At 63.6% G+C, this 14,507-nt stretch carries 14 protein-coding genes; 8 read left to right on the forward strand and 6 right to left on the reverse strand.

Annotated elements, in window-relative coordinates:
• The first annotated feature begins 121 nt into the window (after positions 1-121).
• Positions 122-742: a TetR family transcriptional regulator gene (locus tag GGR30_RS08235; protein WP_183484648.1), complete on the forward strand. Its 621-nt coding sequence runs from the start codon at positions 122-124 to the stop codon at positions 740-742.
• 39 nt (positions 743-781) lie between these two features.
• On the opposite strand, the gene GGR30_RS08240 is transcribed toward GGR30_RS08235, so the two are convergent.
• Entirely contained in the window at positions 782-1,765 is a 984-nt protein-coding gene (locus GGR30_RS08240) for an aldo/keto reductase (RefSeq protein ID WP_183484651.1), read from the reverse strand.
• A 144-nt stretch (positions 1,766-1,909) separates the two neighbouring features.
• Between GGR30_RS08240 and GGR30_RS08245 the strand changes: the two genes are divergently transcribed.
• Together GGR30_RS08245 and GGR30_RS08250 are read left to right on the forward strand one after the other, a co-directional pair.
• Complete coding sequence (locus GGR30_RS08245) at positions 1,910-3,145, forward strand: metallophosphoesterase (protein WP_183484653.1); 1,236 nt, start codon at positions 1,910-1,912, stop codon at positions 3,143-3,145.
• Positions 3,146-3,148: 3 nt separating this feature from the next.
• Positions 3,149-6,586: an ATP-binding protein gene (locus tag GGR30_RS08250; protein WP_183484656.1), complete on the forward strand. Its 3,438-nt coding sequence runs from the start codon at positions 3,149-3,151 to the stop codon at positions 6,584-6,586.
• On the opposite strand, the gene GGR30_RS08255 is transcribed toward GGR30_RS08250, so the two are convergent.
• Genes GGR30_RS08255 through GGR30_RS08275 form a run of 5 tightly spaced genes read right to left on the reverse strand, consistent with a single transcriptional unit; the run spans position 6,587 to position 9,958 of the window.
• Entirely contained in the window at positions 6,587-7,099 is a 513-nt protein-coding gene (locus tag GGR30_RS08255) for an MgtC/SapB family protein (RefSeq protein WP_183484659.1), read from the reverse strand.
• 18 nt (positions 7,100-7,117) lie between these two features.
• On the reverse strand, positions 7,118-7,555 hold the full coding sequence (locus tag GGR30_RS08260; protein WP_036236974.1) for an HIT family protein: 438 nt from the start codon (positions 7,553-7,555) through the stop codon (positions 7,118-7,120).
• Positions 7,556-7,582: 27 nt separating this feature from the next.
• Positions 7,583-8,758, reverse strand: coding sequence for a GNAT family N-acetyltransferase (locus GGR30_RS08265; protein ID WP_183484662.1), 1,176 nt, complete (start codon positions 8,756-8,758; stop codon positions 7,583-7,585).
• A 22-nt stretch (positions 8,759-8,780) separates the two neighbouring features.
• Complete coding sequence (locus tag GGR30_RS08270; protein ID WP_183484665.1) at positions 8,781-9,491, reverse strand: glycerophosphodiester phosphodiesterase family protein; 711 nt, start codon at positions 9,489-9,491, stop codon at positions 8,781-8,783.
• Positions 9,491-9,958, reverse strand: a complete 468-nt coding sequence (locus GGR30_RS08275) for a RidA family protein (RefSeq protein WP_183484668.1) — start codon at positions 9,956-9,958, stop codon at positions 9,491-9,493. Before GGR30_RS08275 ends, GGR30_RS08270 begins: the two co-directional genes overlap by 1 nt.
• A 95-nt stretch (positions 9,959-10,053) precedes the next feature.
• Between GGR30_RS08275 and GGR30_RS08280 the strand changes: the two genes are divergently transcribed.
• From GGR30_RS08280 to frr, 5 genes are all read left to right on the forward strand, one after another.
• Positions 10,054-10,863 (forward strand): EipB family protein, encoded by an 810-nt coding sequence (locus GGR30_RS08280; protein WP_183484671.1) that lies wholly within the window; start codon positions 10,054-10,056, stop codon positions 10,861-10,863.
• A gap of 207 nt (positions 10,864-11,070) precedes the next feature.
• On the forward strand, positions 11,071-11,868 hold the full coding sequence (gene rpsB / locus GGR30_RS08285) for a 30S ribosomal protein S2 (RefSeq protein ID WP_183484674.1): 798 nt from the start codon (positions 11,071-11,073) through the stop codon (positions 11,866-11,868).
• 274 nt (positions 11,869-12,142) lie between these two features.
• Positions 12,143-13,069, forward strand: coding sequence for a translation elongation factor Ts (gene tsf / locus GGR30_RS08290; protein WP_183484677.1), 927 nt, complete (start codon positions 12,143-12,145; stop codon positions 13,067-13,069).
• Positions 13,070-13,163: 94 nt separating this feature from the next.
• Positions 13,164-13,883: a UMP kinase gene (pyrH, locus tag GGR30_RS08295; protein ID WP_210287981.1), complete on the forward strand. Its 720-nt coding sequence runs from the start codon at positions 13,164-13,166 to the stop codon at positions 13,881-13,883.
• Positions 13,884-13,936: 53 nt separating this feature from the next.
• The gene (gene frr / locus GGR30_RS08300; RefSeq protein ID WP_183484683.1) at positions 13,937-14,497 is read left to right on the forward strand and encodes a ribosome recycling factor; all 561 of its coding nucleotides are present in this window, start codon (positions 13,937-13,939) and stop codon (positions 14,495-14,497) included.
• Positions 14,498-14,507 lie beyond the last annotated feature (10 nt).

Here is a 14,507-nt window from a genome sequence, read left to right on the forward strand (position 1 = left end):
GTCTTTTCCGTTCGAAAAATGGCAATCTCATCGGTTGAAGCGACCTTTTGACGCATTTGCCGGTTGCCTGGAAGTGGACTCGCGGTACAGTTGATCATTCACAAACACAAGGGAGGGCGGGGTGGCCAGGGCACCGGACACGCGTCTGCGGCTGATGGACATTGCCGAGGCGGCAATTCTCGAAAAGGGCTTTGGCGCAACCTCGATCGACGAGGTGATCGCGGCGGCGGGCATCACCAAGGGCGGGTTCTTCTATCATTTTCCGGACAAGAATGCGCTCGCCCGCGCACTGCTCCTGCGCTACATCGAGCGGGAAGAGACCCTGCTTGACGCGGTGTTCGGGCGCGCGCAGGCAGAGCACGAGGATCCGCTCGAGGCGTTCCTCGCGGGGCTGAAATCCCTGGCGGAGCTGATGGACGACCTGCCGAACGGTCACCCCGGCTGCCTGATCGCCACCTATTGCTACAATGAACGGCTGTTCGATCAGGAGGTGAGGGCGCTCTACACGGAGGCGATGCTGTCGTGGCGGGTGCGGTTCCGCGCCCATCTCGACGCGATCGTCGCCCGCCATCCGCCGCGCGACGATATCGATCTCGATGCGCTGGCCGATATGGTGAACGCGATCATAGACGGCGGGATCGTGATGCAGCGGGCTCTGAACGACCCGACCATGCTCGGCAAGCAGATCATGCTGCTGAGGGGCTATATCCGGCTGCTCTTCGCGGAGCCGGCAGCGGCCTGAAGGCGGGCGGGACTGCTGACAGCCCCGCCCTTGTCGGTCTTACCAGCGCTGGTGGACGTGGGGAGCGATGCGGTTGCGGTAAATCTCCTCCATCGCCGCCATCACATCGGCGCCGATTACCGGCAGGTCCGAGGCCCGTGCATTGCCCCTGGCCTGTTCGGCATTGCGCGCACCCGGAATGGCGACGGTGACCGCCTCGTTCATCAGGATCCAGCGCAGCGCGAAGGCTGCCATGCTTTCCCCGCCCGGAACATGCTCGCGCACTTCCTCCACCGCATCGAGCGCGATGTCGAAGGGCACGCCGGCAAAGGTCTCGCCGACATCGAAGGCCTCGCCGGAACGGTTGAAGTTGCGGTGGTCCTCCTTGTCGAACTCAGTTTCGCGGGTGATCTTGCCCGAGAGAAGCCCGGAGGCGAGCGGCACGCGCACGATCACAGCGACATTTTTCCGTTTCGCCTCGGGCAGGAACAGCGAAGCCGGGCGCTGGCGGAAGATGTTGTAGATGATCTGCACGCTGGCAACGCCCGGATATTCGATCGCCTTCAGCGCTTCCTCGACCTTTTCCACGCTGACGCCGTAATTGGCGATCTTGCCCTTGGCCTTGATCGCGTCCAGCGCCTCGAACACCTCCGGGCGGTAGAAGGCCTCGGTCGGCGGGCAGTGAAGCTGAACCAGGTCGAGTTGTTCCAGCTTCAGGTTCTTCAGGCTGCGATCGATGAAGCCCTCGAGGTTTTCGCGGTTGTAGCCTTCCGCCGTATGCGGGTTGAGGCGCCGCCCGGCCTTGGTGGCGACGAAGGGCTTTTCGCCGCGGCTTGCCAGAACGTCGGCGATGATCTTTTCCGAGCGGCCATCGCCATAGACATCGGCCGTATCGATGAAATTGATGCCGGCATCGAGCGCCGCGTTCAGCGCCGCACGGCCGTCCTCCTCGCTGACGGAACCCCATGAGCCGCCGATCTGCCAGGCGCCGAAGCCGATATTGGAGACGGGGCGTCCGGTGCGTCCGAAATTGTGATAATGCATGCGTTCCTCCGGTGAATGTCTGATTCCCGCCCTCAAAGAGGCGGACGGGACAAGGCGCCGGTCCGGCGCTTGTTTGGGCTTGCGGTGCGAACCTAAGGTCTTTTACGCCGCGAAGGCCGAATAAAAAACAGGGAAACGAAATTTGTGACGTCCTTCCGCTTCATCCACGCCGCCGATCTGCATCTGGGCAGCCCGTTGTCCGGGCTGATGCTGAAGGACCGGCAGATGGCGGAACGTTTCGCCGCCGCCGGCCGCGATGCCTTTTCCGCGCTGGTTGAATATGCGCTTGCCGCGCGGGTGGATTTTCTCGTGATCGCCGGCGACGTCTATGACGGCGCCTGGAAGGACAATCATATCGGTCTGTTCTTCAACCGCGAGATCGCGCGCCTGTCACGCGCGGACATCCCGGTCTATTTCCTGCGCGGCAATCACGACGCCGAAAGCATCGTAACCCGCACGATTGCAATGCCCGAAGGAGTGCACGAATTCTCCACCCGCAAGCCCCAGAGCTTCGTGATCGAGCATCTGAAGGTGGCGCTGCACGGCCAGGGCTTTGCCGAGCGCGTGGCGGCCGACAATCTGGCGCTCTCCTATCCGCCGGCCGTGCCCGGCCATTTCAACATCGGCGTGCTGCATACGTCGCTTTCCGGCAGGCCGCCTCACGCTGTCTATGCGCCATGTTCGGTCGCCGATCTTGCCTCGCGCGGCTATGATTACTGGGCGCTCGGCCATGTCCATGCCTTTGAGGCGGTCTCGGCCGATCCGCTGACGCTCTATCCGGGCAATCTGCAAGGCCGCAACATCCGCGAAACCGGGTCGAAGGGCGCGGTGCTGGTGAGCGTCGAGGATGGCCGGCCGCGCTATGAGCGCATCATGCTGGATTGCGCCCGGTTCGAGACGGTGGAGGTGATGCTGGAAGAAAGCCTGCCCGAAAGCGCCATTCCCGGCGCAATCGAGGTGGCGCTCTCGCCCTTTGCCGAGGCGGCGGATGAGCGGCCCCATGCGCTCAGGGTCACGCTTTCCGGCCGTCATGCGTCAGCCGAGCGGATCAAGGCGGAACGGTCCCAGTGGCGCGATGACGTTCAGGCCGCATGCCACCGCATTCACGCCGATCTCTGGCTTGAAAAGCTTGTGATCGCGCTTGAGGCAACGGGCACGGAAAGGGCTGCGGCAACAGGTGATCTGGCGGTCGATATCGATGCGCTGGTCGGATCGATCGCAGCCGGCGAAGACGCCGGCATCGATGAACTCGTCAGTGAGATTTCCCGAAAGCTGCCAGGCGGCGTGGCGGCGGACGAGGAGCCGCTTGGCGCAAACGCGGCCGAACTTCTGGCGGAAGCGCGCGACATCCTGCGCGCGCGGCTTGCGGGCGAGGGCTGAACGATGCGGTTTCTCTCCCTCGATCTCCTGCGCTACGGCCATTTTTCCGGTCATTCCATCGCCTTCAGGCCCGATGCCGCGCTGCATATCGTCTACGGGCCGAATGAGGCGGGAAAGTCTTCCGCGCTCTCGGCCTTTTCCGATCTCCTCTTCGGCTTTCCCGATCGCGATGTCGGCTATGATTTCCTGCATGCTGCGCGTGATCTGAGGATCGGCGCGGAAATTCGCGCGCGCTCCGGCGAGACGCTTGCCTTCCGCCGTCGCAAGGGCCGCAAGGATACGCTGCTGGCCGCCGGCGGCGACAACGAGACTGCGCTTAATGATGATGCGCTCTCCGCCTATCTCGGCAGTCTTGACCGCACCGTGTTCGAACGGGCCTTCGGGCTTAACAGCGAAAGGCTGCGGGCAGGGGCTGATGAAATGCTGGCCGATGGCGGCGAGATCGGGCAGATCCTGTTTTCCGCTGCCTCCGGATTGACGGGGCTCAGGGCAATCGCGCAGAGGCTTGAGGCGGATGCCGATGGCATCTATGCGCCGCGCCGTTCGCAGAACCGCAGTTTCTACCAGGCGCTCGACCGACATGACGCGGCGCGCAAGGCCGAACGGGCGCTGGAACTGAACGCCAGCGAGTGGAAGGCGCTGTTGCGTTCGGAAAGCGAGATCGAGGACGAGCTCGCAGCCCTTGCCGACAGGCAGCACGCGCGGCGCACCCGCATGGAAACGCTCGACCGCCTGCAGCGGCTGCGCGGTCTCGTTGCCGAAATCGACGGCCATGAACGCGCCCTGCAGGCCTTTGCCGATCTGGAATCGGTCGTGGACGAAACCGGCGCGGAACTCGAGAGGCTCCATGCGCGCCAAGGCCAGCGCAAGGTCGAGATCGAAGGCAAGGCCGAGCGGCTCGCAGCGCTGCGGCGCGATCTCGAAGCGCTGAAGATCGACGACCGGCTGCTTGCCCGTCGCGAGGAAATCCGCCGTCTCCACGGCGAAAGCGGGCTTTACGCCGAGGCTGTCAGCGGCCTGCCGGAGCGCGAAGCCGGACTGGAAGAGACGCTTTCCGCGCTTTCCATCCTGGCCGCGGAGCTTGGCATTTCCGACATCGAACGTCTGGAACAGAACCGGCCGGACAATATCGTGCTTGCCGAACTGGACGCGGTGATCGAAGAGGCAAGGCGGCTGGAACGCGAGGCATCCGCGCTTGAAAAGGGTCTTGCCGACAGCCGCGCCTCACTCGAAAACCTCGAGGGCGAAGGCGGCGGCGGTCAATTGACCGATCCGGCGCCGCTGCGCCGTCGCTTCGATGCGCTGCGGCCCGACATTGCTAAATTCGATGATGCCGAGGCGCTGGAGGCCGATATTGCCGGTCGTCGCCGCGCCCTGGCGGAAAACGCGGCGCTGCTGCGCCCGGCCGTATCCGATATCTTCGGCCTTTCCCGCGCGACGCTGCCGGATCAGGCGGCGGTGCGGGCAGCGGGCGAGACGATTTCGGCGATCCGCAGCTCTCTGGAAACGCTGGAACGCCGGAAGGCAGAGGGCGATCAGGAGCGGCAGCAAATCGAGGAGCTGATCGCCGAGGAAGCCGGCGACGCGCCCGTGCCGACGCGCGAGGACATTGCGGCCGGCCGGCTTGAGCGCGACAGGCTTTTCGATGCGTTTGTCGCAGGAAACGGCGATCATGCGCGCTATGTCGCGGCGGTAAAGGCGGCCGATGGGCTTGCCGACAGCGCCCTCGACAATGCCGACACGGTGGCACGCCATGGCGAATACCGCAAACGCCTCGCGACGCTGGCGCGGGATCGCGAAGCCGCAGAGCGTGAGGCTGAACGGCTGACCGCGGAGCTTGCAGCGGAGCGCGAAGCCCACCGGGCGCTTTTCCGCGCCGCAGGCGTCGAGGCCGGCGCGCCGGATGACATGCTCGAATGGCTGCGTCAGATTGCCGTGCTGCTTGATCAGCGCGCGCAATTGTTGAGCCTCATCGATCGGCAGGCCGGACTGGACAAGCTGAAGGACGAACTGCGCGCAAGCCTTCTGCCGCTTGCGGACGAGACGGATGCCGAGATGCCGGTTCCGGCGCTGGCGCGCCTCGCCGAAGGCCGGATCGAGCGTCTTGCCGAGCGCTGGGAGGATGCGCGCCGGCAGCAGGCGGAGATTGCCGCCGCCCGTCAGGCCATCGCGCGGCGGGAGCAGGAGCTTGAGGCATTGAAGGCCGTGCGCCGCGATTTTGCCGGGCGCTATGAGGCCTGCCTCGCCGATGTCGGGCTGAAGCCGGGAACCGGGCTTGCGGCGGCCGAAACGGCGCTTGGGCTCTGGGGCAGGGTGCCGCAGCTTCTGGAGAGAAAGAACAGGCTCGAGCGCGAGATCGCGGCAGGCCGGGCGCGCGTCGCGCGGTTCCGTTCGGCTGTCGATGCGCTCGCCGAGGCGCTGGCGCCGGACCTTGCCGGCCGCGAGGCCGAAGAGAGTGTCCGCATCCTTGGCGAGCGAATCGACCGCGATACGTCGGGCGCCGCCCGCCGCAAGGCGCTCGAAGAGGCTGGCGCGACCTTGAACGCGGAGATCGAGGCGCTCGAGGAGGACCTTGCTTCCTGCAGGGCGAAAATCGCGAAGATCGCCGAGGCTCTGCCGGCGGGTGTCGTCATGGAAGGACTTCCTGCGCGCCTTGAGGAGCGGGCCGCCCTGAAAAGCGCGCTTGCCGAGGCGAAGCGGCGCTTCGATGACGGCAGCGGGGGCGCGGATGCGGAGGAAACGCGCCGGCTGGCCGAGGGGCTGGATGTGATCGCCTGCCGGCAGGAGCGTGAGGCGCTTGCCGCCGAAGAGGCCGAGGACGAGGGCGTGCGCGAGGAACTGTTGCAGCGCCGTGCCGAATGCCGCCACCGCAAGCAGGAGCTCGGGCGCGGCGAAAGCGCCGAACAGGCGGCCTTCGACCGGGTCTCCGCCGAGGAGGAAGCGCGCGGGCTTGCGCGCGAATGGGTGGTGCTGAAGCTTGCCGGCAATCTGCTCGATCAGGCGATGGAGCGCTATCGCCAGGGCCGCGCCGATCCCATTCTTGAGAACGCCGGGCGGCACTTTTCCGCGCTGACGATGGGCGGCTTCGACAGGCTGCTGCAGAATTACGGCGCCAATGACGCGTTGCTGCTCTCCGCCCGCCGGACCGATGGCAGCGAGGTGCCGGTGGATGGTTTGAGCGACGGCACGCGCGATCAGCTCTGGCTGGCGCTGCGCCTTGCCTTCATCGAAGACTACGCCAGCCGCAACGAACCGGCGCCGCTGATCGTCGATGATATCTTCCAGACCTTCGACGATGTCCGAAGCGCCGCCGGCCTGAAGGCGCTCACGGGCCTTGGCGGCGATATCCAGACGATCCTGTTCACCCATGAAAAAAGCCTTGTCGACATAGCCCGGAGCGAGCTTGGCGGCAGGGCCGATATCGTGATGCTGGAGCGTTGATCACGCCTCGCCGGAGCGATTGTCCTTCGTCTTGCGGCGGCTGAGCCTGGTGCGCACCTCGATTCTGTGCAGCACGAGCAGGACGATGACGCCGAGGACAGAGGAAAAGATTCCCAGTGTCCAGAGTCCGAGACCGATGGTGAGACCGATTGCGCCGGAGAGCCAGAGACCGGCCCCGGTTGTCAGCCCCTTGACCGTACCCTTCTGGAAAAACACGATGCCGGCTGCGAGAAAGGCAACGCCCTCGGTGATCGACTGGATCACGCGGGTCGGGTCGATCCTGAGCACATCGGAATCTTCCGGCATCAGGTCCGGCACTTCCGTGGAGACGATGACGAAGAGGGCGGCGGCGAGGCTGACGAGAATGTGGGTGCGCAGCCCCGCGGCATGGTTCTGCATTTCCCGTTCAAGGCCGATCAACCCGCCGAACAGCGCCGCGCCCACCAGACGGACGAAGAAGACCAGATTTTCGCTACCGCCTGTGGTGGTGATATCGTCAATCAGGGCTTCCATCGTTCTCCTTGTTTGATGTCAGAGATGCTCCCTGATCTTTTCGGCATTGGCCGAAAGGACCGCGCTCTCTTCCATAACGCCCGAGTGGCGCTTCAGGTCCACGCCCTCATGACGCGGAATGACGTGGAAGTGGAGGTGGAAGACGGTCTGGCCGGCGGCGGGTTCGTTGAACTGGGCGATGAAGACGCCGTCAGCCTTGAACGCGGCTTTCACCGCCTGCGCCATTTTCTGCACCACGGCCATGGCCTTGCCGACAACCACGGGATCGGCATCGAGCAGGTTGCGCGAGGGCTTGCGCGGGATGACCAGAACATGGCCCGGCGCCTGCGGCATCACATCCATGATGGCGATGACGTCGTCATCCTCGTAAAGCTTCGTGGCCGGGATCTCGCCGCGCAGGATCTTGGCGAAGATGTTGTCGTCTTCATATTCGGCGATATGGGTTTCGTCTGCCATGGTGTTCACTCCGTTGTTGCCGTCGCTTCATTCGCCCTTCTTGTAGGGCGCGTGCGCGCTCAGGATATCATTGAAATGCGCAACGTCCTCCCGTTCGTGAACGAGAAACTCGGCGACCGCGTTCCGTAACCCCTCATGGGTGATGTAGTGGGCGGAGTGGGTGGTGACGGGCACATAGCCGCGCGCCAGCTTGTGCTCGCCCTGGGCGCCGGCCTCGACGCGGGCCAGATTATTGGCGATGGCGAAATCGATGGCCTGATGATAGCAGACCTCGAAATGCAGGTAGCGATGGTCCTCGATGCATCCCCAGTGCCGGCCGTAGAGGGCATCGGAGCCGATGAAGTTGATCGCGCCGGCGATATAGCGTCCGTCGCGCTTCGCCATGACCAGCAGAATGTCACGCGGCATGCGTTCGCCGATCAGCGAATAGAATTCGCGCGTCAGATAGGGCCGGCCCCATTTGCGGCTGCCGGTATCCATGTAGAATTCGAAGAACTGGTCCCAGATGTCCTCGGTCAGGTCGTCGCCGGTCAGCCAGTCGATGGCGATGTCTGCCTCCAGCGCAACCCGGCGCTCCTTCTTCAGCGCCTTGCGCTTGCGCGAGGCGAGCGTGTCGAGAAAATCCTCGTAGCGGGCATAGCCCTTGTTGAGGAAATGGAACTGCTGGTCGGTGCGGTGAAGATAGCCTGCCGCCTCGAAAACAGGCGTTTCCTCCTCCGGCACGAAGGTGACGTGGGCGGACGAGACATTGAGCCGGTCGCTGACCGTCATGAGCGCGTCCGCTAGGACCTTCTGCACCGTCGCCCTGTCATAGCCCTCGCGCACCAGAAGATGCGGTGCGGTTGCGGGCGTAAACGGCAGTGAAGACTGCAGCTTCGGGTAATAGCGCCCGCCGGCGCGCTCGAAGGCATCGGCCCAGCCGTGATCGAAGACATATTCGCCCTGGCTGTGGTTCTTCAGATAGCAGGGCACGGCGCCGATCAGCTTGCCATCCTCCGTCTCCAGCAGGAGGTGATGGCCGAGCCAGCCGGTTTCAGCACATGCCGAGCCCGATTCTTCCAGTGACGACAGAAAGGCATGGGACAGAAACGGGTTGTAGCCCGCGCCGTCAAAGCCCGGATGCGTCCCCGAAAGCGTCTCCCATTCGGTTCGCGGAATGGCGGGAAAGCTGTTTTCGATGCGGATTTGCAGGTTTTCGCTCAACAGAACTCTCAAGGCCCGGACCTTACGCGGGGTCGAAACCCTCGAACGTCATCTGGTCGGCATATTGGAATGTGATCTGGCGGGCGCGCTCGTTGCGGACGGTCCAGGTGATGACCGGTACGCCGCTGTCGCGCAGGCCCGCGACGAAGTCGTTGGGCAGATCATCATAATAATAGGAGACAAAATCAAGGCCGATCCGCATCGTCTCGCGATGGGCATCAAAGGATTTCACGTCATGTCCGTCGGCCGTGAGGCCAAGCGGGCAGGCCGCGCCGGCGCGTTTGAGCGCGGCGAGAAGAGCCGGCTCGAAACTCATCAGCGCGAGCGGGCCCTGATAGTGGGCGGTCTCGGCGACGACGGTGCGGGCAAAGACGTCGGGATCGCTCGGGCCGGCTTTCAGTTCGATCACCAGCGGTACGCGCCCCGCGGTCGCCTCAAGCAGCGCCGCAAGACGCGGAATGCGCGCCTCGCTCGTGCCGACGCGGATCCCGTCGATCGCGCTCGCCTCAAGCGCCTCGATCGTGTCGGAGCGGCCGCAGAGCCGGCTCAGGTCATCGTCGTGAAATACGATCACCTTGCCGTCGGCGGAGAGGCGGACATCGCATTCGATCGCCAGGTTGTTCTCGATGGCGCGTTCAAAGGCGGGCATCGTGTTCTCGAAGATCGCCTTGTTCATGTCATGATAGCCGCGATGGGCGATCGGACGGGCCGTCAGCCAGTCATGGGGCGGCATCAGTCGATCTCCACGATCGCATCGATTTCGACAGAGGCGTTGAGCGGAAGGGCGGCCATGCCGACGGCGGCGCGGGCATGCTTGCCGGCCTCGCCGAAGACGTCCGCGATCAGGTCCGAGGCCCCGTTGATGACGAGATGCTGATCGGTGAATTCCGGTGCGGAGGCGACGAAGCCCGAGAGCTTCAGGATCCGCTTGACCCGGTCGAGATCGCCGTTGAGCGCGGCATTGATCTGCGCGATGATGTTGATGGCGCAGGCGCGCGCGGCCTTCTGGCCCTCTTCGAGCGAGACATCTGCGCCAAGGCGTCCGGTCGCAACCATCTTGCCGTTTTCCGTCGGCAGCTGCCCGGAAATGAACAGCAGGTTCTGTGACCGGGTGAAGGGAAGGTAGTTGGCGGCAGGGGCTGAGGCTTGCGGAAGGGTGATGGAAAGGGCTTTCAGGCGGTCTGAAACGACGTTGGGCATATTTGGCTCCGGGCTTCTCGGGAAAGGGATTCAACAACATTGGCAGAACCGGGACTTTTCTATACGATTGGTCTCCAAAACCAAGGGGAATGTGCATGCGGAAAGTTGTGGCGACGGGGATTTTCTGGACCATACTCGCGGCGGGCGCCCAGGCGGCGGGACCGGCGATCGGCGCCGTGTCGCTGCTGCCGCACCGTGCCGTCTATGATCTTTCGCTTGAATGGGCTTCGGCGCAGTCCGGGGTCGAGGGGCTTGACGGCCGCTTCGTCTATTCCTTCACCGGCAGCGATTGCGCCGGTTATGTGACCGAGATGCGCATGGTCACCGATATTGCCCGCGAATACGGCGCTGTCGTCACCGATCAGGTGTCGTCATCCTTCGAAGAAAAGGGCGCCTTTGCCTTTTCCAGCACGCTGTTTTCCGACAACGCCCTGCAATCGGAGACCGTCGGCGAGGCCCAGCGGACCGAAAAGCGCGCGATCGCCGTTACCTTCGGCGGCGACGAGGCGAGGGCGGTCGAGCTTCAGGATGCCGAGTTTCCGACCGAATACATGGCCAATGTGATTCTTGCCGCCGAGAACGGGCGGCGCGCCTATGAGGCGATCTCCTTCGATGGCTCCGGCGAGGAAACGATGCGCGCGATCACCCTGATCGGCGATCGCGAGGACAGGGTCGAGGGCGGAGCCGGCTGGCCGATCACCACGGCCTATTTCCCGATGGGCGCGGTCTCTGGCGACGAGACGCCGGACTATACGGTCTCCATGCTGCTCTCCGCCGACGGCGTCAGCCGCGACATCGTCATGGATTTCGGCGACTTCAAGATGGCGGGCGAACTGACGCGTCTCGAACCGCTTGAGCCGGCAGGCTGCGAGGCGCCGCCGGAAGCGCTTTCGTCCAAGCCCTGAGGCCCTTCATCGGGGCAGGCGGACATGCGACGGCCCTTCGTGGCGCCGCGCCTCTTGCAATTTGCCGCAAAACGGGGTATCGCCGCCCCATTCCACACGTAGGCCATGGGGCGTTCCGGGAGAAATCCGGTGCGTTCCGCCGGTGTCAGACGTCCTTGATGTCTGGTCTCAGGCCTGCGGAGGTTCAACCGGAAAAGGAGAAAAGGCATGGCATTGCCCGACTTTACCATGCGCCAGCTGCTCGAAGCAGGCGTCCATTTTGGTCACCAGACCCACCGCTGGAACCCGAAGATGAAACCCTACATCTTTGGCGACCGCAACAACATCCACATTATCGACCTCGCCCAGACGGTTCCGATGCTGTCGCGCGCGCTGCAGGTCGTTTCCGACACCGTTGCCCGCAACGGCCGCGTCCTGATGGTCGGCACCAAGCGCCAGGCCTCGGAGATCATCGCCGACTCGGCTCAGCGTTCTGCCCAGTACTACGTCAACGCCCGCTGGCTCGGCGGCATGCTGACCAACTGGCGCACGATCTCGAACTCGATCCAGCGTCTGCGCAAGCTTGACGAAATCCTCGCCAACGAGGCACAGGGCTTCACCAAGAAGGAACGCCTGAACCTCGACCGCGAGCGTGAAAAGCTCGACCGCGCCCTTGGCGGTATCCGCGATATGGGCGGCGTTCCGGACCTGATCTTCATCATCGACACCAACAAGGAAAAGATCGCCATCGAGGAGGCGAAGCGCCTTGGCATTCCGGTCGTTGCGATCGTCGATAGTAACTGCGATCCGGATGAAGTCGATTTCCCGATCCCCGGCAATGACGACGCCTCGCGCGCCATCGCCCTTTACTGCGACCTGATCTCGCGCGCTGCCATCGACGGCATCGCCCGCCAGCAGGGCGCCCAGGGCGTTGATCTCGGCGCCGCTTCCGAAGCGCCGGCAGAGACCGCGCTGGAAGACGAAGCGCCTGCCGAGGACGCTTCCGCCGAAAAGCCGGCAGAGTAAGGCATTTGGCCTTGGGCCGCGGCATGCTCGCGGCCCGTTTGAAATTCCGGTCCGGTATCGGGCCGACCGCGCAATGCGCAGTCGATGCCATCCGGACGCAGGCAAACGCATCGGGATTGCCGATGCGTTTGCCGTTGGACTTTTGAGCCGTCGGCCATCAGCCGTCGGCAGCAAGGGTTTCATCACCCTGTCACAGTATGGGTACACTTCGTTGCCCAACAGGCCGCGCTTTGATGCGACAAGCGCCGCTGAGCGAATGGACAAGAGGCAAGTTATGAGCACGATTACGGCTGCAATGGTGAAGGAACTGCGCGAAAAGAGCGGCGCAGGCATGATGGACTGCAAGAAGGCGCTCGCCGAGAACGACGGCGACATGGAAGCAGCGATCGACTGGCTGCGCGCCAAGGGCATTTCCAAGGCAGACAAGAAGTCCGGCCGCACGGCCGCCGAAGGCCTGATCGGCATCGCCGAGAAGGGCACCGAGGCCGTTGCTGTCGAGATCAATTCCGAGACCGACTTCGTTGCCCGCAACGAGGCGTTCCAGTCCATGGTCGCCGGCGTTGCCGAGGTCGCGCTGTCGACCAACGGTTCCGTCGATGCGATCAGCGCCGCGACCTATCCGGCCACCGGCAAGAGCGTTGCCGACAGCATCAAGGATGCCATCGGCACGATCGGCGAGAACATGACGCTGCGCCGCGCCGCCAAGCTTTCGGTCGGCTCGGGCGTTGTGGCTACCTATGTCCACAATTCCGTCGCCGATGGTCTTGGCAAGCTCGGCGTTCTGGTCGCACTGGAATCGGAAGGCGACAAGGCCGTTCTCGCCACGATCGGCCGTCAGGTTGCCATGCATGTTGCCGCGACCAATCCGCTGGCCGTGCGCGCCGACGAAGTCGACAAGGACATTGCCGACCGCGAACGCGCCGTCTTCCTGGAGCAGGCAAAGGAATCCGGCAAGCCGGCCAACATTGCCGAAAAGATGGTGGAAGGCCGCATGCGCAAGTTCTTCGAGGAAGTCGCACTTCTCTCGCAGTCCTTCGTCATCAACCCGGACCTGACGGTCGAAGAGGCCGTCAAGGAAGCCGAGAAGGAAGCGGGAGCGCCGATCAGGGTCGCCGCCATCGCCCGCCTCGCGCTCGGTGAAGGCGTCGAGAAGGAAGAGAGCGACTTCGCTGCCGAAGTTGCCGCGACCGCCAAGGGCTGATTGCCCGAAAGACTTGGAATTTGAAAGGGCGCCGCGTGACATTGCGGCGCCCTTCGTGTATCCGGATGGCATTGCTTTTTAGGAGTTTGTGACTTTGACGAATCCGATTTTCAAGCGTGTTCTGCTGAAGGTTTCCGGCGAGGCCCTGATGGGCAATCAGGGTTTCGGCATCGACGTCAATGTCGCCGACCGCATCGCATCCGATATCGCCGAGGTCCGGGCCATGGGCGTCGAAGTCGGCATCGTGGTCGGAGGCGGCAATATTTTCCGCGGCGTTGCCGTGGCCTCCAAGGGCGGCGAACGGGTGACCGGCGACCATATGGGCATGCTTGGTACGGTGATCAACGCGCTGGCGCTGGCAACCTCGCTGCGCAAGATGGATGTGGATACGGTTGTTCTGTCGGCGATCGCCATGCCGGAGATCTGCCAGTCCTTTTCCCAGCGGGCCACACGAACCCACATGGATGCGGGCAAGGTGGTGATCTTTGCCGGCGGGACGGGCAATCCCTTCTTCACGACGGATTCCGCCGCCGCGCTGCGCGCTGCCGAGATCGGCGCGGAGGCGATTTTCAAGGGAACGCAGGTTGACGGCATTTATTCCGCCGACCCCAAGAAGGATCCGGAAGCCACCCGCTTTGAAGCGCTGACCCACCGCCAGGTGCTCGAGCGCGGCCTGCAGGTGATGGATGTCGCCGCCGTCGCGGTGGCGCGCGAGAACAATATTCCGATTATCGTGTTTTCTATTCATGAACGCGGCGGTTTCGGCCAGATCATGGCCGGCGGTGGCCGCAAGACGATCGTAACCGACGAGTGATGACGGCGCGGCCGGCCTGAGCGGCAGGCCCTGCGCAAGACGGGAGAATGATGATGAGCGATGCAACCGACATGAAAGACCTCGAGCGCCGCATGGAAGGCGCCGTCAACGCCTTCGTGGGCGATATCACCTCACTGCGGACCGGACGCGCTTCCGCCAATATTCTTGATCCGGTGCTTGTCGAGGCCTATGGCTCGAAGGTGCCGATCAATCAGGTTGCCAACATCACCGTTCCCGAGCCCCGCATGCTTTCGGTCAATGTCTGGGACAAGGGCACGGTGAGTGCCGTCGACCGGGCGATCCGGGAATCGCATCTCGGCCTCAACCCGATCATGGACGGTCAGAACCTGCGCATTCCGCTGCCTGAGCTCAATGAGGAGCGCCGCCGTTCTTTGGTCAAGGTTGCCCATGAATATGCCGAAAAGGCCAAAGTTGCCATTCGTCATGTTCGCCGCGACGGGATGGATGCGCTGAAAAAGGCCGAAAAGGACGGGGATATCAGCCAGGACGACAGCCGATCCCTGTCCGACGAGGTGCAGAAACTGACCGATGGCGCAATTTCTCGCATTGACCACTTGCTTGCGGAGAAAGAAAAAGAAATCATGCAGGTCTGATTTTTAACCT

The organism is Martelella radicis, assembly GCF_014196625.1.
GTDB lineage: Bacteria > Pseudomonadota > Alphaproteobacteria > Rhizobiales > Rhizobiaceae > Martelella > Martelella radicis.